Source organism: Campylobacter sp. 10_1_50 (genome assembly GCF_000238755.1).
GTDB lineage: Bacteria > Campylobacterota > Campylobacteria > Campylobacterales > Campylobacteraceae > Campylobacter_A > Campylobacter_A concisus_R.
In genome coordinates, this window is record NZ_JH414888.1 from 20,738 (window position 1) to 39,632 (window position 18,895).

Here is an 18,895-nt window from a genome sequence, read left to right on the forward strand (position 1 = left end):
AAGAAATATTTAGCTTTTAGGTGTATAATTCCGTAACAATCTTCAAAGGAGCTACCTTGCTTGATATCTCACTTATAATGCTAGGAGCAGGAAATTCCAGTCGTTTTGAGCTACCTGTAAAGAAGCAATGGCTTCGCATCGGCAGCGACCCACTTTGGCTATTTGCCACTAAAAATTTGAGTAACTTTTACACATTTAAAGAGATCATCGTCGTTAGTAAAGAGTGCAAATATATGTCTAAATTTGCTCCAAATTATAAATTTGTTGATGGCGGCAAGACAAGGCAAGATAGCCTAAAAAACGCACTTGAGCTAGTAAATAGCGAATTTGTCCTAGTTAGCGACATCGCGCGCCCTTGCATATCAAGCGAGCTCTTTCACAAGATCATCGAGGCGGCCGCTCAGGCTGACTGCGTGGTGCCTGCGCTAAAGATCGCTGACACTGCCTATCTTGGCGAAAACGCAATCGACAGAGAAAAGGTAAAACTTATCCAAACACCGCAGCTCTCGCGCACAGCACTTCTTAAAAAGGCTCTTAGTAGCGGCGAAATTTACACAGATGATAGCTCGGCTATGAGAGCCATTGGCGCAAGCGTTTGGCACATATTGGGCGATGAGATGGCTAGAAAGATCACTTTTAAAGAGGATCTTGCCAAAATTTCAGCCCTAAAAGCACCAGAAAATGAGGTTTTTGTAGGTAACGGCTTTGACGTGCATGAGTTTGAAAAGGGTCGTCCGCTTGTGCTTTGTGGCGAAAAGATCGACTATGAGTTTGGGCTAAAGGCTCACAGCGACGGCGACGTGGCACTTCATGCGCTAACTGATGCCATTTTAGGTGCTGCTGGGCTTGGAGATATAGGCGAACTTTTTCCTGATACGGACGCTAAATTTAAAGATATTAGCTCCATTTATCTGCTGCAAGAAGCTTATAAAAGGGTGCAAAGCGTGGGCTTTGTGCTAACAAACACTGATATCACGATAATGGCTCAAAAGCCAAAACTTTCAAAGCTAAAATCAAAAATGGAGGCAAACATCGCGCAGGCTCTAAATTTAAGCCAAAGCCGCATAAATGTAAAGGCGACGACGACTGAGGGGCTTGGCTTTGTGGGCAGATGCGAGGGGATCGCTGTCATGGCAAGTGCTAGCCTTAAATTTTACAACTGGACACAAATATGAAAATTTTAATAGTAGAAAACGAAATTTACCTAGCTGGCTCGATGGCTAGCAAACTAGCTGACTTTGGCTACGATTGCGAGATCGCAAAGAGCGTCAAAGAGGCTTTGAAATTTGAAAATTTTGACGTAGTGTTACTTTCTACCACACTCCCAGGGCAGGACTTCTACCCTGTCATAGAGAAATTTAAAAGCTCTATCATCATCTTACTCATCGCCTACATCAACAGCGACACCGTGATAAAACCGATACAAGCGGGCGCGGTGGATTACATACAAAAGCCATTTATGATAGAAGAGCTTGTTAGAAAGATAAGGCATTTTGAAGAGTTTAGAGGCTTTAAAAACGAGATAAAAAACTACGAAAACTATATAAATTTCGCCCTAAAAGACTACGAGATACCTTGCTTTGAAGCTAAAAAGATCAAATTTCCACTTCTTTTAAAATCAAGCAAAAATGGTTACAGCGATAAATTTATCTTTAACTATGTAAAGGCTGGAAATTTGCCATTTTTGTTTTTAGGCAAAGCCTGTTTTAGTGAGCTTGAAAAAGCACTTGCTCAAAGTGGCGACGAACTAATATACATCACAAATCTCGAAGAGCTAAAAGATGATGAAAAAGAGAAAATTTTAGAGCTTTGCAAAAAGAAAAAAGTGGCTATCCAAACTAGCGATTTTGCGCAAAGTGCGCCATTTGAAGTGCTTGAACTCTCTGTTAGAGATAAAAATTTTGATATCGGTGAGATCGTCACGATCGATGAATATATAAAATATATCATAGTTAATTATCAAGATAAATTCCCCGACACCGAGCTAAGCAAAAAGCTTGGAATTTCTAGAAAATCACTTTGGGAAAAGAGAAAGAAATATGACGTCAGCAAGAAAAAATAGTGAAATTTCTATAAACACCGAAGTTTATGGCGCCTTAGAGCTTATCAAAAACAAAATTCTCTCAAATTTTAGCGCCCTGATGGACGACGAGCAGATCAAAGAGGTGGCAAAAAAGGGCTACTTTAACGGCGAGCCGATGCCCTACTCTTTTGGCTTTGCTCCATTTGGCGAGGTCAATCAAAATATCGCTAGCAAGCTGCATGCTGGGCAAAGAGTAAATTTAAATATGGACGGCAAGATCGTTGGGCACATCGACGTGGCAAAGGTCTTTAAATTTGACGAGAGCATGCGAGCTAAAAATATATTTTTAGCAAATGAGTCAAACAGCGAAATGTCACTAAATTTAGGCAAATACGGCATAAGCGGCGAGTTTGAGCTATATGATGAGAGCCTCCAAATAAGCAAAGATGCGCTAAATGAGCTGATAAAAGAGAGTGGCGCCAAGAAGATAACGGCTGTTTTTTTAACGGCCGATCCATTTAACCGCGCGCATGAACGCCTAGTTAGGATGACTATCGACAAGGCCGATCTCGTGGTCGTTTTTCTCATCAGAACGCGCGAAGAGAGGCATATTGACTACGAGATCAGAAAGCAAGTGCTTGGCTTTTTTAACCAAAACTATCTGCCGACAAAAAAGGTCTTTGTTTTCGCACTAAAAAACACAACCCTTTTTAGCTCGCACGCCAACCCAACGCTTGAGTGCATCGCAGCTTCAAGACTTGGCGCAAATAAGCTAGTCATCGGACAAAATCACTCAGGAATTGGCATGTTTTTTGACCACAACGAGGCACACACGATCCTTGACATCTACAAAAACGATCTAAATTTAGATGTGATCGTCCTGCCAGAGCTAGTTTATTGCAACAAGTGCAAGACGCTAGTTAGCACCAAAAGCTGCCCGCACGGACAGCACCACCAGATCAAATACCACCCAGACGTGATCAAAGAGCTGCTATTTAACGGCATCATGCCACCAGCCATACTAGTAAGGCCTGAAATTTCAGCGCTCATCTTAAGCAAGCTCTATGTAAATCGCTTTAAAGATATACAAAAGCTCTGCGACGATCTCTTTGTAAATTCTGGACTGCTTGAAAACAAGACCGACCGCGACTTTTACGAGGAGCTCATGAAGCTCTACCAAACATCATCACTCACTTAAGGAAATTTATGCAAAAACTATTTTTGACATTTTTTGGATTTGGACTTTTACCAAAGGCACCTGGCACTTGGGGCTCGGTGGCTGGAGCTGTGGTAGCTTATTTTGTGTTATATTTTTTCTCATCTACCACGCTTTTGCTAGCTAGTATTTTATTATTTTTGGTGAGCATCAGCGTCATTGATGATTTTGAAAAAAAGGTAAATTCGCACGACGAGAGCTTTATCGTGATCGACGAAGTTGCTGGCGTTTGGCTTGCTATCGCCATTAGCGGAGCGACTATCTCACAGCTAGTTCTCTCGCTAGTACTTTTTAGAGTACTTGATATCAAAAAGCCTTCGATCATTGGCAGGATAGACCGCAACGTAAAGGGCGGACTTGGCGTTATGGGTGATGATATGGTTGCTGGATTTTTCGCTGGCATTATTAGCGCGATGATATATGGCATGGCTATGAAATTTGGCGTAGTTTTGCCGTAAGCTGAGCTAGCGATCTTGCTGGCTCTTTTTTAAATTTAACTCTCCCTGCTTTTTATTTTAGACCTCTTTTTAGATGAGAACTTTATCGTTAGAATTTATCTCATCCCTGCCTGCAAATTTCTCTTTGTCATAATTTTTCTAAAGACGATCATATTATAAAGTGAAAATTTTAGCTCTCCAAAAAAGCTTAAATTTTTCACATTTTCAGGGGTTATTTCATTGCTATTTTTGTCACGTCCTTTGCCACCTAAAAATAGCAAATAAACAAGCGTGGTCATGAAGTTAAATCTTAAAAGTAACGCCAAGAAGCAGTTTATAAAGCCGTGATTGTATTTAATGCAAACATAAAAACCAAAAACGGCGTAAATGGCTATTATAAAAAGCATAGTGTAAAAAATATAAGTTAGTCCATCATCGTTTGAAACGTCAAAATACTCGGCCACTTCACTAAAAATAGCTACAAAGATAGGAAATATCACGAGTGGAAAAATGAGATACAGTCCAACTAGGTCAAATTTACTCAGATAGACTTTTATATTTCGCCTGCCAGCAAAGATCATCAACAAAATAGCTAGCACTATCGGCAAAAAAGACCAAACTAGCATAGAGATCATTGATGTCCAAATTGCACTCCTATTTTTGCTTTGTAAATTTGAGTTTTGCTAACGATGTTTTGCGTTCTTAAATTTAAAAAAGCTAAATTTACCTACGGTTTTTACGGTTTTCTATGCCTATCCTCTCGCTATCTTCGATCTCTGCAACATAGCTTGGATTTTTCTTTTTAGCCTCTTTGTCTAAAAAGCTAATAAGCTTTGCATCGGCATTTTGGTGAGAGCAGATGAGGATTATAAAATTTATGTAGTTGCTAGCTTCTTTTGGAGCGACCTGATTTTTTTTCGCTGGTATTATAAATTTCTCTCCAAAAATTTGTATAAGCTCGAAAAGCTCGTTTTTGCTTAAAGTTTTATCACTAGCAAACTCTTCTAGCTTTTCGATCGTGATCTCTTCTTCACTATCAGGCTCTAGCCCTCTTGCCAAGGCTTGATGATTTTTGTTTTTTAGCAAAAGATAGACTAGCGCGCAAATGGCAACTATAAGCAAAAAAACAAAAAAGACTATCAAGCCTTTAATAAGCATCTATAGCCTTGTGCAAAGAGAGCGTTTCGTAAATGCAAGAACGCTCATCGCTATCATCACGACGATGCTTATCCAGACAAAATCAGGCACTGGAAGCGGATCTCCAGCTGCGTATGAGTGCATGCCAGCTAGATAGAAATTTACCCCAAAATAGGTCATTATGATCGACCAATAGGCAAAAAATGATGCAACAGCAAATGCGTATTGATTATTAAGCTTTGGTATAAATCTCATGTGAAGCACTGCTGCATAGACAAGGATCGAAACTAGCGCCCAAGTCTCCTTGCTGTCCCAGCCCCAGTATCTACCCCAGCTCTCATTCGCCCAAACGCCACCTAAAAAGTTTCCAAGCGTGAGCAAGCTAAGACCTAGTATCATCGCCATCTCATTTATACGCGTTGCTTCAGTGATATTGCGCGCGATCTCTGCATTTGGCTTTTTCTTGTTTTGCAAGATGATAAGCAGCAAAGTAAAGCCACCAAGCAACGCACAAAGGCCTAAAAATCCATAACTTGCAGTTATGATAGAGACGTGGATAGTTAGCCAGTAGCTCTGAAGCACAGGCACAAGTGTCGTGATCTGCGGATCCATCCAGCTAAGGTGTGCAACAAATAGCGTAACGCCAGCTAATATAGATGTAAGCGCAAGTGCGATCGGACTACGTTTTGCAAAGATGATGCCTGAAAGTCCAAGCGCCCAAGCGATATATACCATCGACTCGTAGGCGTTACTCCAAGGGGCGTGTTCAGCGATGTACCAGCGAAGACCAAGTCCAGCTGTGTGCGCAAGAAAAGCTAGTAAATTTATAATATATACAGCTTTAACTATGCCATTTATCTGCACTTTTGGCGCTAACATCTTGACAAAAACAAATAGTAAAAGAGCAAGTCCAGCCAAAAGATATATCGGCGTCAAGCGGTCAAATACTTGAAATTTATTAAATAAAATTTCTATGTCTATTTTTTTCTCACTTGGCATGACTGCAGAGCCGTATTTGTGCTGATAGGCTGAAATTTTCTCAAGCGCCGCATCCGCCTTACTCCAGTCATTATCCTTTGAGGCTGCATCAACAGCTGAAAAATACTCTCTCATCATGCCAACTACTAGCTCAGCCTCTTTTGGCGAGAAGTACATCATCGCACTAGCTGGCGAATACCAAGAATTTGACGGATCATCTTGTTTTGGGAAAATTTTGAAAATTTCACCGATAAATATCATATAAAATACATTTAGTCTCTCGTCGATCTTTATCACATCTTTGTCAAAAGTATTGCGTGAGCCTGGGTGTTTGCGGTTTGCTATCTCGGCAAATTTTGTTAGTTTATACTCGCTTCCGCCATCTTTTGTCGCTTTAAAAAATTCATCAAAGCTTGCGTATCTTGCATTTTCATCGACGCCTAGCTCTTTTTTAAGCTCCTTGCTTTGGCCAAGTGCGATGATCTTCTCATTTCGCCAAAAATCAGGCGTTACCATTATAGAAAGCATCGCTTGGTTTGAATTTAGGCTACCTATGCTCTCGCCTCTGTGAATTTTGTTTAAAACCTCTTTGCTAAGCGTATCAAATGGCTTCATCCTGCCATCTGGACTTTGCACGATAAGCCTAGCAAGCTTGTCTGCATGCTCTTTGCTGATATGCGGCAAGAAATCCTCTGCCCTTAATGAGCTAAAATTTAAGCCCAAAAGTAAGACCGTTATGAGTGCAGCAACTTTTTTACCGCTTTTTGTTGATTCATTATCTATTAGTTTAGCTAGCTTTCTAAAGCGGCTGTTAGGATTTATGACATTTAACAAGAAGCCAAGACCTAGCAAAAAGTAGCCGATATATGTCGGGATCTTGCCTGGGTCTTTATTAACAGAGAGGATCGTACCTTTCTCGTCAGTATCGTATGAGCTTTGGAAAAATCTATATCCATCATAATCAAGCACGTGGTTCATATAAATTCTATAATCAAACCCCGGATCATTTGTGCCATCTTTTACCACAACCTCGCTTGAGTAGCTCATAGGAGAATTTGAGCCAGGATATCTTTTTAGCTCAAAGTCCTTTAGGTAGAGGCTAAATGGGAGTTTTATCTGCTGAGCTCCCCATGAAGCGTTAAATTTCTGTCCAGCCACGGCGATACGTGAAGGCTCCATTAGGTTGTAAAATACATGCATCTCTTTACTCTCACCTTTATAGTTTAGCTCAGCTATCAACGCATTAAACTCGCTATCCTTTGAGCTGACTAGCTTTCTTGAAGCGTGCGCTGAGACTAGCCTTGGGGCAAAATTTATATTTGAGATAGTATATAAGCTACCTGTGCCAAATTCATTCACGCTGCCAGCTTTTAGCTCAGTTTTAGAGCTATCCACCATAGTAAATTTTAAAAGATCAGCATTTGAAGTAACTGTAAAATTTCCATCGTTTAGTCTAAAAAGAACGTATTTTTTATTTTCATCTGGTTTTGCATTAAAGATAAAGCTGATATCTCCAACTCTTGCCTCTTCTTCTTCAAGCAAAAATATCTCTTCGCTTTCGCTCTCGTTTGATACTACAAATTCAACAACAGGCTTTCCGCTATCATCATTTACAAATTTATAACTTGCATTTGGCACAAATTCTTTAAATTTTAAACTAGCCTCACCGTCTGCTGTTTTTAGCCTTAGATCAAAGCCCTTCTTCACATCAGCAAGTCCCAAAGGCATAGCCGAGCTGATCTCCTCGCCTTTGTCGTTAAGCGCTGTTAAATTTATATACGAAACCTTTGTACTAACAACGTTTGAAGCGGTATTTTCACGTATATGTATATCGGCTTCAAAGCCAAGGTATCTTGTGATGCCAGCACCGATTAAGATGACGATAAAACCTAAGTGAAAGATGAGCGATGGGAGTTTTTTAGGATCGATTAGGTTGTATCTAAAGATATTGAAGGCTAAATTTATACCAAGAAGTAGTTGGATGAGCGCAAACCAGCCAGCCCCATAAACATAGTACCAAGCTGCTTCAGTGCTGGTTTTGCTCTCTATTATTGTGGCGGCTCCACTAGCTATGGCAAAGATTATCATCAAAACGATAGCTGAGCCCATACTTAAAAATAATGTTTTTGGATTTAACATCTGCTTCCTTTTATTTATATTGTGGCAAAGCTACCAAAGTGAAATTTATCTTAAATAACTGCCCTGCTTTGTTTCGGTTGAAACTGGTTTATTTTCGTTAGTATCTTGATCTGCAAGTGCGTCTTTACCTTTTAGATAAGCTAGTATCGCGCCTAGATCATTATTTGAGACGATCTTAGCTTGGTTTTGCATAACGTTTTTACCGCTACCACCAAAGCTTGAGTCGCTTCTATAAGAAATGATGCTATCTTCTATATCTTTAGCATCCATGTTTTTAAGTGGTGTTGAGCCAAATGGTCTTTTATCTGCGCTTTCACCATGGCAGCTAGCGCATTGTTTCTCATAAAGCTCTTTTCCTAAAGAGACACTATATCTACCTTTTCTATCAACGCCTAATTTTAAAATTCTATTATCTTTATAGCGTCTTGGATCTTCATCGACATAGACATTTACTTTTTCATTTCTGTCATTAGCCTGCTTTTTTGCCATCTCGGCAAGCTCTTTACCAAACTCACCACGAGCTTCTATATAATAAACCTGAGAAGCTGCAAAGGCATTTGCCACCAAAAAACACGCCAAAAAAGAAATTTTGATATTTTTCATGAGTTTCCTTGAAATTTTGCTCTAAATTTAAAAATCCCGGATCAGATTGCTCCGACCCGGGATTATATCATAAGTTGATTAACGAGCTATGAATTAGAATGAGTATTTAGCTTCAAATCTAAATTTGTCAGCTTTGTTTTTATCTCCGTTATGCTCTTTTTCTGTTTCGAAATAATAGAATGAGCTAAATTTCAACTTTTTGTTGTATTGATAAGCAAATCTTGGAACAAATTCCTCAACTTTAGTTTTCTCTTTTGTCTTATAACTACCTTTGATATAGTCTAGACCAGCTGTAAATTTATCAAATGTATATGCACTTGTTGCATAGAAGTAACTACCCTTACCTTTTGCGCGTGTCCAGTCAAGTACATCTTCACCAGCGTCGATTAAGCCACCTTGATCTTCAAATGTAAATACTGAATATTTACCATCTTGATAGTTTTGAGTTTTATAACCGATATAGCCAGCAGCTAGATCAAGACCAAATAGTGAAGTTGAAAGCTCGCCAGCATAGAAGTTACCATCATCATATTTTAGAGCATTTTTTGCACTTGTATCAGCTTGGCTATGTGCATAGTTAAGTCTTGCACCAACAGATACATCGTTAGTTATAGCGAAATTTCCTGAAACATCAGCTGCAAGAACATCAGCTAGGTTAGTTAATGTGCCATACCATAGTTGGAAATTGATAGGATCGTATGAACCAGCGATACCAGCTGCATATAGATTACCAACATCGTAGCCTGTTAAATAGTTCGTTACTTTATGAGTTTCATCATCACCTTCATATAGGGCGCCATTACTGAAACCTTTTGTTCCTTCAAGTGCATCAAATGCTAAGGCTGTAAGTGTAAGGCCTTCGATATCTTTATTTACTACTCTTATACCAGTGCCTACTTCATCATCAGTAAAGTAAGAACCGATAGCTTGTTTACCAGCTGTTATAGTAGTGTTGCCGGCTTTATAGCCAAGATAGAATTGATGAACATTAAATGCTCCATTTGTTTTTGTATTATCAGTTCCGTTTTCTACACCGTCGCCTGAATTGTCTGTAGTGTTGTATCTAAAACCAATAACACCAAAGAAGTTATCGTCAATAGCAGCTTTAAAGTTAGTGATCATTCTAAATTGATGACCTGCTTCATGGCTTTTTTTATCAGCCTTATTTGCTTTACTCTCTTTCTTGTTAGTGTTTGTATATCTATATCTTGCAAATCCTGAAAGATCTACGTTTTTTATAGCTTCTTCAAGTGGAGTTGCACTTGCAACGCTTGAAAATGCACCTAAAGCAACCAATGCAGCTAAACTAATTTTTGTTAGTTTCATTTTTTCTCCTTTTAAGGTTTTGTGATGACGATTATAATCAATAAAATTTAAGATGAAGCTTAAATTTTGCACTTTTGTTACCGATCGTTTACCGATTTTGACCAAAAAGAGGTATATTTTGATAATTTAACTTTTACAAGTGAGACTTTTAAAAAGGGGATAAAAAGAAAAAGGGGCCGTTGCTTTGCCCCTTAAAAGGAGTTCTAGTTTTGATTGCTGATGAAATTATATATGCTAGCAGTAAATCAACGGTAATCTAAAAAGAAATTTTCTCCTCTTTTGGCACATCGATATTTGTTTTTATATTTTTTCTTTTAACGACTACTTCATTTTGTGGTTTTCTTATGCCATTATATGCGCCTCTGGAGCCGCCCTCTTTTATAAGAAGCATGTCTATGAGCTTATCTGCGTAAAAAGTCGCATAGACAAGATCGCCCTTATCGTAATAATATCTGTTTGCACAAAAATTTGCTTTGTTTAGTTTGTGATTTTTCACATCGCTGGCTACTATCTCGTAGCAGTATTTCGAATCTTTATAGCTAACATCTTTTATGAAGCCTTTGATGGAGCTTTTTGCGGGTATAGTTTTAGTAGCTTGTCTTGGTTGCTTGCGGACTGGTGGGTTGTCATCAAAAAACGAACATCCCAAAAACATAGTGGCTACTGCTAGAGGAAGTAAAATTTTAGATTTCATCTTTTCTCCTTAATATAAAGAGAAAAGTATAGCTTTTAAGATTAAATAAAATTTGCGAATTTTAAAATTTGAGTTTTATGCTTACATTAAATGTATAAATTTCTTGGGAGAGATCCCCAAGAAATTTAGGCTGATACGTTTAAGACGTTACCACCAAGCTCGGCGATCTTTTTATCGAGCGTCTCAAGGGTCTTTTCGATAGTCTTTTGTGAAATTTCAGGAAGCTCACCGCCCCAAATTTTCTTTGCATCCTCAAAACCCTTTGCCACGCCATCTCTACCAGCTTTTAGCTTTTCTACATCATCACCTGCGCCATTTAGAACAAAGCCAGCTATCCTTTCAGCTGTATTTGCGATGCCAAAAAAGCCATTTTCACTAACTAGCTCGCTTGCTTCATCGCTACTTAGCTCTCCTAGAGCTTTACCGTTGTAGCCGATGCCTGCTAGATCAAGTCCAGCTAAAATGTCTGATAAATTTTCAGGCACGTTAAAGCTTAGACCACCTTGCGCTAGTAAATTTGAGCTAGCATTTTGAGTAATATCTTTTTGATACTGCAAAAAGTAGCTATTTGATATCTCTTTTGCACTTAAATTTGAAATCTCAGGCTGCTTTTTAGAAATCTCTTTTTCATCTTTATGAAGCGAAATTTCTGATTTTACATTTTCTTTTACGCTTGAAGTGTTGTATGAGCTTACGATTTGACTGATTTGCATATTTGGCTCCTATAAGTTTATAAAAACTATATCGCCAAAAGGTGGAATTTATTTAGGGTAAAGCGGGAGAGCTCCCGCTATGATTATTTACCAAGTGTTGCGTTTAGCATCCAGATGGCTTTTTCAAATTTAGCTATTTGATCTTGTGCGTACATCTGAGTTGTTGTGTCGCCTTCTGCAAGCTCATCAAGCTTTTTAAACTCACCCAAAAGGTGCTTGTAATCAGCCAAAACGATCTCCAAAACTTCAGTCGGAGTGTAGCTCTCTTTTGGCTCGTGTTTTATGTGAGCGACTTTTGCTAGCTCCTCAGCCTTGACGATAGGTCTGCCACCAAGCATAAGAGCTCTCTCAGCTGCGTCATCAAAAATCTCACTCATATCCTCATAAGCTTTTTCAGTATACTCGTGGACGCTAAAAAATTGGATGCCTTTTACATTCCAGTGAAGATCATGAAATTTAATATAAAGTGCATTTGCATCAGCCTGAATTGTGTTTAACTGTAAAATAACTTTTGACATTTTGTCTCCTTCTTTATTGTTTAAATGTGATGAAATTATATTGACTTAGAGTTAATCACTGGTTAATCAAATAATAAAATTTATTATTTAGTATAAATTTTGACTACAAAATAAATTTATCTTGTAGCCAAATGTAGAATTTAGAGATTTGTCTATTTTTTATAAGGTGCAGTTTTGTAGCCTTGCTCGATCAAACTACTCATGCCACCATCTAAATTTATAATCTTAAGATCTGAGCTATCTATCGCTGCAGCTGCTGCTGTGCTTCTTCTACCACTTCTACAAACAAGAGCGATAGGCTTTTTGATATCAACCGCTTTTGAAAGCTCATCTAAAAATGCACTCTTGTTACTTGGATCAAAAGTGATGGTCTTAGCACCAGCTATGATGCCAGTCTCTTGCCATTCAGATGGAGTTCTTATATCAATAATCTGATCATATTTTTTGATCTCATCTGGGCTTATATTAACAGTTTTAACATCAGCTGACAACATGCAACAAACGGCTCCTAAAAGTAAAATTTTTTTCATCTACTCTCCTTAAATAAATTTTTGAAATATTAGCATAGATTATTAAATATATAAAATTTTTGTTGATAAATTTTATTGATAGTGAGGTCATACAGATAATTCATTAAAAAAATAAATTTATTTATATGCCAAACACAGCTACTTATAAAAATAAGAATTCTAAATATAAATGATTTAAAGCACTCTATAAAAGATTTTTATGAGGTGGTATTTAAAGCAGGAATGGTGTCCCCAGCGAGGTTCGAACTCACGACCTCAGAATTAGGAATTCTGCGCTCTATCCAGCTGAGCTATGAGGACAAATTTGCAAGTTAGTTTAAATTTTTACTCAAGTAGTTAAATTTTAAAGGGCAGATCGCTCTGCCCTATTTTGGCTAATTAGCCATTTCTCTTTTTAATAATCTCTTCACTTACATTTTTAGGAACTTCTTCGTAGTGATCAAATTCCATAGAATAAGTCGCACGACCTTGGGTCATTGAGCGAAGATCTGTTGAGTAGCCAAACATTTGAGCAAGTGGACAATAAGCAGCAATGATTTTTACACCATTTCTATCATCCATTGAATTTACTTGGCCACGGCGCTTATTGAGGTCACCGATAACATCACCCATATACTCTTCTGGAGTCTCAACTTCAACTTTCATCATAGGCTCAAGGATAACCGCACCTGCTTTTCTAGCGCCCTCTTTAAAGCCCATAGAAGCAGCAAGTTTAAACGCCATCTCAGATGAATCCACTTCGTGGTAGCTACCATCAAATAGTGTAACCTTAACGTCTTCAACTGGATAACCAGCAAGAACACCGCTTTGAAGCGCTTCTTTACAACCTTTTTCAACAGCTGGGATATACTCTTTTGGAACAACACCACCTTTGATGTCATTAACGAATTCAAATCCGCTAGCAGCTGGAAGTGGCTCGATGCGTAAGAATACGTGACCGTATTGACCACGACCACCTGATTGTTTAGCATACTTGTACTCTTGCTCAACTGCCTTACGGATAGTTTCACGGTATGCAACTTGTGGCTGACCAACTTCAGCATCAACTTTAAATTCACGAAGCATACGATCAACAATGATCTCTAGGTGAAGCTCACCCATACCACTAATGATAGTTTGTCCGCTCTCTTCATCAGTGCTAACTCTAAAGCTTGGATCTTCTTGAGCTAGTTTTTGAAGAGCGATCGCCATTTTTTCTTGATCTGCTTTTGTTTTTGGCTCAACCGCGACACTGATAACTGGCTCTGGGAAGTCCATTCTCTCAAGGATAACTTTATCTTTTTCACTTGCAAGAGTATCGCCAGTTAGGGTACTTTTTAGACCAACAACAGCGCCGATTTCACCAGCGAAAAGTTCAGTAATCTCTTCACGTTTATTTGAGTGCATTTTTAGTAAGCGGCCGATTCTCTCTTTGCAGTCTTGAACTGTGTTGTAAGCGTAGCTACCGCTTTCAAGGCTTCCTCTATAAACACGGATAAATGTTAGCTGTCCAACAAATGGGTCAGTCATAATCTTAAACGCAAGAGCGGCAAATTCGCCATCATCTGTACTTTCAACAGTCACTTCAGTGCCATCTTCGTAAACACCATTTATCGCTGCAATCTCATCTGGAGCTGGTAAATAATCAACAACAGCATCAAGTAGAGGTTGGATACCTTTGTTCTTAAACGCAGTTCCGCAAAGCATAGGTGTGATAGTCATTCTTAAGCAGCCTGCTTTTATACCTTTTTTGATCTCTTCTTCAGTTAGTTCTTCGCCTGCAAAGAATTTCTCCATCAAGCTATCGTCTGTCTCAGAAACAGCTTCTATTAGTTTTGCGCGGTATTCTTCAGCTTTATCTTTAACTTCAGCTGGAATTTCTTCTTCTACATAGTCAGTTGGCTTTTTCTCGTCATTCCAAACGTATGCTTTCATCCTTACAAGATCAACCACACCTTTAAAGTTATCCTCTGCACCGATAGGAATTTGTATAGGCACTGGATTTGCTTTTAATCTTTCTCTGATCTGCTCTTCAACTCTAAAGAAATTTGCACCAATTCTGTCCATTTTATTAACAAAAACAATTCTTGGTACGTGATATTTATTTGCTTGTCTCCAAACAGTTTCAGACTGTGGCTGAACACCACCAACAGAACAAAATACCGCAACAGCGCCGTCAAGAACACGCATAGAACGCTCAACTTCAATAGTAAAGTCAACGTGTCCCGGAGTGTCGATTAGGTTTATTTGGTAGCCCTTCCAAAACGCTGTAGTTGCAGCTGATGTAATAGTAATACCACGCTCTTTTTCTTGCTCCATCCAGTCCATAGTAGCAGCGCCATCATGAACCTCACCTATCTTATGGCTCATACCAGTGAAGAACAAAATTCTCTCACTAGTGGTTGTCTTTCCAGCATCAATGTGAGCCGCAATACCGATATTTCTTACCTTATGTAAAGGCGTTTTTCTCTCTGCCATGCTAATTCTTTCTTACCAGCGGTAGTGAGCAAATGCTTTATTAGCCTCTGCCATCTTGTAAGTATCTTCCTTCTTCTTGAAAGATGCACCTTTTGAATTTGCCGCATCTAAAAGCTCATTTGCTAGTTTATCAACCATTGTTCTTTCGCTTCTTTTTCTAGCAAAAGTTATAAGCCAGCGGATAGCAAGAGCTTGTTGGCGAGCTGGGCGAACCTCAACTGGTACTTGATAAGTAGCACCACCAACACGGCGTGATTTAACTTCTAAAATAGGTTTTACATTTTCAATAGCGTCGTTAAAAACGTCAATGCCTTTAACTTCAGCATTTTTCTTTTCGATAGCTTTAATAGCACCATACATTATCTCTGTAGCGACGCTTTTTTTGCCATCATACATAAGAGAATTAATAAATTTAGTGATTATTTTATTTCCGTAAATCGGATCAGGTAAAACTTCCCTTACAGGAGCTTTTCTTCTTCTCATTTTGATTTTTCCTTCAAATTTTTATGAAATTTTACTCAAACGTTTGCAAATTTAAGCAACGTCTGCGAACCTAATTTTTTACTTTTTTGGAGCAGCAGCGCCAGCTTTAGGGCGTTTTGCACCATATTTAGAACGAGAAACTGTTCTTTTTGCAACACCAGCAGTATCAAGTGCGCCACGAACGATGTGATATTTAACACCTGGTAAGTCTTTAACCCTACCGCCGCGAACTAAAACGATACTGTGTTCTTGTAGGTTGTGACCTTCACCGCCGATATAGCTGATGACTTCAAAACCGCTTGTAAGCCTAACTTTGGCAACTTTCCTCAAAGCTGAGTTTGGTTTTTTAGGAGTTGTAGTATAAACCCTAGTGCAAACTCCTCTTCTTTGAGGGCACTCTTTTAACGCTGGAGATTTTGACTTAACAGTCACTTTCTTGCGTTCATTTCTGACCAATTGATTTATGGTTGGCACAATAATTCCTTTCAACTAAATTTATTAAAAAGACCTAATTTTATTTAAAAAAAGCTTAAATAACGGTTAATAAGTTAGACTTATTCATACGTTCCTTTTTTTATAAAACCACTGTCATCTTTTAAAATTTCACCCTTTGCAACGACAAATTTAATCTCAAATTTCTCATTGATTAGCAAAATATCTGCATCGTAATTTTCTTTTATCTCGCCTTTTTTATTTTGCAAGGCCACACTTTTTGCCACGTTTGTCGTAAAATATGGCAACGCCTCTTCGATACCAAAGCCATCTTTTACGAAATTTATAAACTCTTCATATAGGCTCTTGACGCTAGCGATGCCAATTTTTAGTAAATTTCCGTCGCTATCATAGCTAGAGTAGCTGCCAAAGCCGTCTGAGCTAATTGTTATCTTATTTGTCGGTAAATTTTCTTTTTTGATGCGCTTTACAGCCTCAAGTGGCGTAAGTCCTGGCATGCAGGTAAAGTCGATATAGCCGCCATCTTTTATAAATTTAAAGCTTTGTTTAAAAAGCTCCTCGTTTCTATTTACGTGCGTTGGTTGAAATAGTGTGATTGGCATGTCGTACTCATTTAGCACTTCATAGATCAAATTTAAGCCCTTTTTGCCGTCACCCATATGAAGCGTGGTGTGGCCTGACTTTGAGCTGATCATACTAGCCACTCTGCCAGCGGAGACTATGTGAGCGAGCTCATCTTTGCTTACACTTGATGAGCGGTGGTCGCTTATGGCTAGTTTTGTGCCGATTATGGGATCAACAAAGACAATATCTTTTTCAATCTCGCCAGTTATGGTTGGCGTTTTAGAGCTGTATGCGCCGGTGTGAGCGTAGCATGTGATACCCTCGTCGTTTAGCGCGTGTGCTTTTGCGACTAAATTTTCAACGCTTCTTGTCGTGCTGTCAGTTCCAAGTAGGCCAACAGCCGTCGTTATGCCAGCTTCTATTAAATTTGATAGCATGATCTCAGGCACTCTAGTCTTAAAGCCGCCCTCTCCGCCACCTCCAGTGATATGCACGTGCTTATCGATGAGGCCTGGTATGGCTACTAAATTTGAAGCGTCGATCACCTTTACATTTGGTAAATTTGGCTCTATATTTTCAGCTATGCAGACGATCTTGCCATTACATATAAATATATCTTTTTTGCCAAGAAATTTTGGCGAGTAAATTTTGGCATTTTTTATAAGTATCATTTGGCGTCCTTGTTTATCTTAGCTATGCCAATCCCTGTGAGCGCTAAAATGATAGCAAAGACAACGCCCATGTAGTTTAGTATCGCCCATGGCAAGTACTCGACCGTTGGCACTCCAAGTGTGGCTGTCATATATGCTCCTGCCGCTGACCAAGGGATGAGTGGGACGATAACAGTGCCAGAGTCTTCAAGTGTTCTTGAGAGGTTTTTGGCTGCTAAATTTTTCTCTTTATAGAAGTCTTTAAACATCTCGCCAGGGATGAGGATAGAAAGATATGAACTACCTGTGACAAATGCGACAGTTAGGCATGAGCCGATAGTCGAGATGATGACGCCTGCTGTTGATTTGACCCTTGCCATAATGGTGTGAAGTACCTTTGTAAGCATGCCAGTTTTTGAGATGATGCCAGCAAAGCCCATAGCGCAGATGACTAGGATAGTGGTTGAATTTACCGAGCTCACGCCGCCTCTGTTTAAAAGCTTAGTGATATCCTTTGAAAACTCCATATTAATGCCGCTCATCGTGACGTTAAAGCCAGTCATCACTGAGATAAAGCCATTTTTAAAGCTAAAATCTTGAACGATAACACCAAGAAGCACTGAAAATAGCGAAGCTATGATCATGACAGGTATCGTTGGCCACTTTAGCACCGAACCAGCCAAGACAAAAAGCACAGGCAAAAGCAAGATGATGTTCCAGTGAAAAATTTTATCAAGCTGACCTTGAAGCGTCAAAACCGACTCTGAAACATTTGCACCGCTGCTTGCAGCCTCGCTACCAAAGAATAGATAAGCTGCTATCGCAACGATAGTTGCTGGGATGGTCGTATAAAACATATGTCTGATGTGCTCATAAAGCTCTGAGCCAGCTGCTATCGGGGCTAGATTTGTCGTGTCTGAGAGCGGAGAGAGCTTATCGCCAAAGTATGCTCCTGCGACTACCGCACCAGCAGTTGCTGCTAAATTTACATCAAGACCTTGAGCTATGCCCATGATAGCCACGCCGACTGTGCCAGCAGAACCCCAAGATGTGCCAGTTACAGTTGAGATGATAGCTGCGATGACAAAAGCTGTTAGGACTAGATACTGCGGACTTATAAGATCTACGCCGTAGTAGATGATCATAGGGATGGTGCCTGAAAATACCCACGAGCCAATAAGCAGACCGACTGCCCAAAGTATCATAAGTGCTGGCAGTGAGCTAGAAATTTTCTCTATCACCCCTTCTTGAAGCTCGCTCCAGCTATATCCTAGTCTCCAAGCGATGCCACCAGCCACGAGGGCTGCTATCAAAATGATCGGCTCAACCTTTAGTTTCATGTAACCAACGCCAAGCGCAAGGCCTACGATCATAACCAAGATAGGCGTAAGGGCTAGCAGAAACGAAGGCTCTTTTTTTATAGAGTTCATCATGTGTCCTTTAAATTTGAGATATTTTTGAATTTAAAGGCTACAAACTTAAATTGTTATAAAAAAATAAAATAAATTTAAAATTTAAAATAAATGTGTGAAAATTTAGCACATCTAATATGTGCTAAATTTAGATCAGTCTTGCTTGATAGCGTATTTGCCGCTGCCAGTCGAGATGATACAAAGTGACATAGCGATATAAAGATATATAAGCTCTGCTTTAAAGCCATTTACATTAGTTAGCTCAAGTAAATTTGACAAGCCAAAATACGAATACAAAATGACAAGACTAGAGCCAAAAACTAGGAGCGCGCCAAGCCTTGAGTAAAAACCAACGGCGATCATTATAGGGGCTAAAACCTCGCTAAGATAGGCAAAATACGCCAGAAAACTAGGTAGTCCAGCATCAACTAAAATGCTCTTTACACCGCCAACTCCGTGTAAAATTTTGCCAAAGCCGTGCATAAAAAGGCAAATTCCAAGACCTAAGCGCAGAAATAAAAGTCCAAGATCGACATTTTTCATAATATCTCCGTTACATATT

19 protein-coding genes and 1 tRNA gene are annotated in these 18,895 nt (G+C 39.2%); 4 read left to right on the forward strand and 16 right to left on the reverse strand.

Going from position 1 to position 18,895, the window contains the following annotated elements; genetic code table 11:
* Window positions 1-56: 56 nt before the first annotated feature.
* From HMPREF1019_RS04395 to HMPREF1019_RS04410, 4 genes are read left to right on the forward strand one after another with little or no spacing between them, the layout of a single operon-like run.
* A complete protein-coding gene (locus tag HMPREF1019_RS04395) occupies window positions 57-1,175 on the forward strand; it encodes a bifunctional 2-C-methyl-D-erythritol 4-phosphate cytidylyltransferase/2-C-methyl-D-erythritol 2,4-cyclodiphosphate synthase (RefSeq protein WP_009294476.1) in 1,119 nt (372 codons plus the stop codon).
* Entirely contained in the window at window positions 1,172-2,062 is an 891-nt protein-coding gene (locus HMPREF1019_RS04400) for a response regulator (protein WP_009294479.1), read from the forward strand. Before HMPREF1019_RS04395 ends, HMPREF1019_RS04400 begins: the two co-directional genes overlap by 4 nt.
* A complete protein-coding gene (locus tag HMPREF1019_RS04405) occupies window positions 2,040-3,221 on the forward strand; it encodes a sulfate adenylyltransferase (RefSeq protein ID WP_009294481.1) in 1,182 nt (393 codons plus the stop codon). The genes HMPREF1019_RS04400 and HMPREF1019_RS04405 overlap by 23 nt, the downstream gene beginning before the upstream one ends.
* Before the next feature lie 8 nt (window positions 3,222-3,229).
* Entirely contained in the window at window positions 3,230-3,697 is a 468-nt protein-coding gene (locus HMPREF1019_RS04410; RefSeq protein ID WP_009294483.1) for a phosphatidylglycerophosphatase A family protein, read from the forward strand.
* Window positions 3,698-3,792: 95 nt separating this feature from the next.
* On the opposite strand, the gene HMPREF1019_RS04415 is transcribed toward HMPREF1019_RS04410, so the two are convergent.
* The 16 genes from HMPREF1019_RS04415 to HMPREF1019_RS04490 all read right to left on the reverse strand — a co-directional run bounded on the left by HMPREF1019_RS04415 (window position 3,793) and on the right by HMPREF1019_RS04490 (window position 18,876).
* Window positions 3,793-4,302, reverse strand: coding sequence for a hypothetical protein (locus tag HMPREF1019_RS04415; protein ID WP_232210171.1), 510 nt, complete (start codon window positions 4,300-4,302; stop codon window positions 3,793-3,795).
* 97 nt (window positions 4,303-4,399) lie between these two features.
* A complete protein-coding gene (locus HMPREF1019_RS04420; RefSeq protein WP_009294487.1) occupies window positions 4,400-4,834 on the reverse strand; it encodes a fatty-acid CoA ligase in 435 nt (144 codons plus the stop codon).
* The gene (ccsA, locus tag HMPREF1019_RS04425; protein WP_009294489.1) at window positions 4,835-7,930 is read right to left on the reverse strand and encodes a cytochrome c biogenesis protein CcsA; all 3,096 of its coding nucleotides are present in this window, start codon (window positions 7,928-7,930) and stop codon (window positions 4,835-4,837) included. It abuts the gene before it with no gap.
* A 45-nt stretch (window positions 7,931-7,975) separates the two neighbouring features.
* On the reverse strand, window positions 7,976-8,533 hold the full coding sequence (locus HMPREF1019_RS04430) for a c-type cytochrome (protein WP_009294491.1): 558 nt from the start codon (window positions 8,531-8,533) through the stop codon (window positions 7,976-7,978).
* Window positions 8,534-8,626: 93 nt separating this feature from the next.
* Complete coding sequence (locus tag HMPREF1019_RS04435) at window positions 8,627-9,859, reverse strand: major outer membrane protein (RefSeq protein ID WP_009294493.1); 1,233 nt, start codon at window positions 9,857-9,859, stop codon at window positions 8,627-8,629.
* 256 nt (window positions 9,860-10,115) lie between these two features.
* Complete coding sequence (locus tag HMPREF1019_RS04440; RefSeq protein ID WP_009294495.1) at window positions 10,116-10,553, reverse strand: hypothetical protein; 438 nt, start codon at window positions 10,551-10,553, stop codon at window positions 10,116-10,118.
* A gap of 125 nt (window positions 10,554-10,678) precedes the next feature.
* The gene (locus tag HMPREF1019_RS04445; protein ID WP_009294497.1) at window positions 10,679-11,266 is read right to left on the reverse strand and encodes a hypothetical protein; all 588 of its coding nucleotides are present in this window, start codon (window positions 11,264-11,266) and stop codon (window positions 10,679-10,681) included.
* 83 nt (window positions 11,267-11,349) lie between these two features.
* Window positions 11,350-11,784 (reverse strand): Dps family protein, encoded by a 435-nt coding sequence (locus tag HMPREF1019_RS04450; RefSeq protein WP_009294499.1) that lies wholly within the window; start codon window positions 11,782-11,784, stop codon window positions 11,350-11,352.
* 152 nt (window positions 11,785-11,936) lie between these two features.
* Entirely contained in the window at window positions 11,937-12,314 is a 378-nt protein-coding gene (locus HMPREF1019_RS04455) for a rhodanese-like domain-containing protein (RefSeq protein ID WP_009294501.1), read from the reverse strand.
* A 223-nt stretch (window positions 12,315-12,537) separates the two neighbouring features.
* Window positions 12,538-12,614, reverse strand: a tRNA-Arg gene (locus HMPREF1019_RS04460).
* 78 nt (window positions 12,615-12,692) lie between these two features.
* Window positions 12,693-14,771: an elongation factor G gene (gene fusA, locus HMPREF1019_RS04465; protein ID WP_009294502.1), complete on the reverse strand. Its 2,079-nt coding sequence runs from the start codon at window positions 14,769-14,771 to the stop codon at window positions 12,693-12,695.
* A 12-nt stretch (window positions 14,772-14,783) separates the two neighbouring features.
* Window positions 14,784-15,254: a 30S ribosomal protein S7 gene (gene rpsG / locus HMPREF1019_RS04470; protein WP_002941142.1), complete on the reverse strand. Its 471-nt coding sequence runs from the start codon at window positions 15,252-15,254 to the stop codon at window positions 14,784-14,786.
* 78 nt (window positions 15,255-15,332) lie between these two features.
* A complete protein-coding gene (gene rpsL, locus HMPREF1019_RS04475; protein ID WP_002941121.1) occupies window positions 15,333-15,728 on the reverse strand; it encodes a 30S ribosomal protein S12 in 396 nt (131 codons plus the stop codon).
* A gap of 80 nt (window positions 15,729-15,808) precedes the next feature.
* Window positions 15,809-16,942 (reverse strand): beta-aspartyl-peptidase, encoded by a 1,134-nt coding sequence (gene iadA / locus HMPREF1019_RS04480; protein ID WP_009294508.1) that lies wholly within the window; start codon window positions 16,940-16,942, stop codon window positions 15,809-15,811.
* The gene (gene nhaC / locus HMPREF1019_RS04485) at window positions 16,939-18,351 is read right to left on the reverse strand and encodes a Na+/H+ antiporter NhaC (RefSeq protein ID WP_009294510.1); all 1,413 of its coding nucleotides are present in this window, start codon (window positions 18,349-18,351) and stop codon (window positions 16,939-16,941) included. Before nhaC ends, iadA begins: the two co-directional genes overlap by 4 nt.
* A gap of 135 nt (window positions 18,352-18,486) precedes the next feature.
* The gene (locus HMPREF1019_RS04490) at window positions 18,487-18,876 is read right to left on the reverse strand and encodes a DoxX family protein (RefSeq protein ID WP_009294512.1); all 390 of its coding nucleotides are present in this window, start codon (window positions 18,874-18,876) and stop codon (window positions 18,487-18,489) included.
* Window positions 18,877-18,895 lie beyond the last annotated feature (19 nt).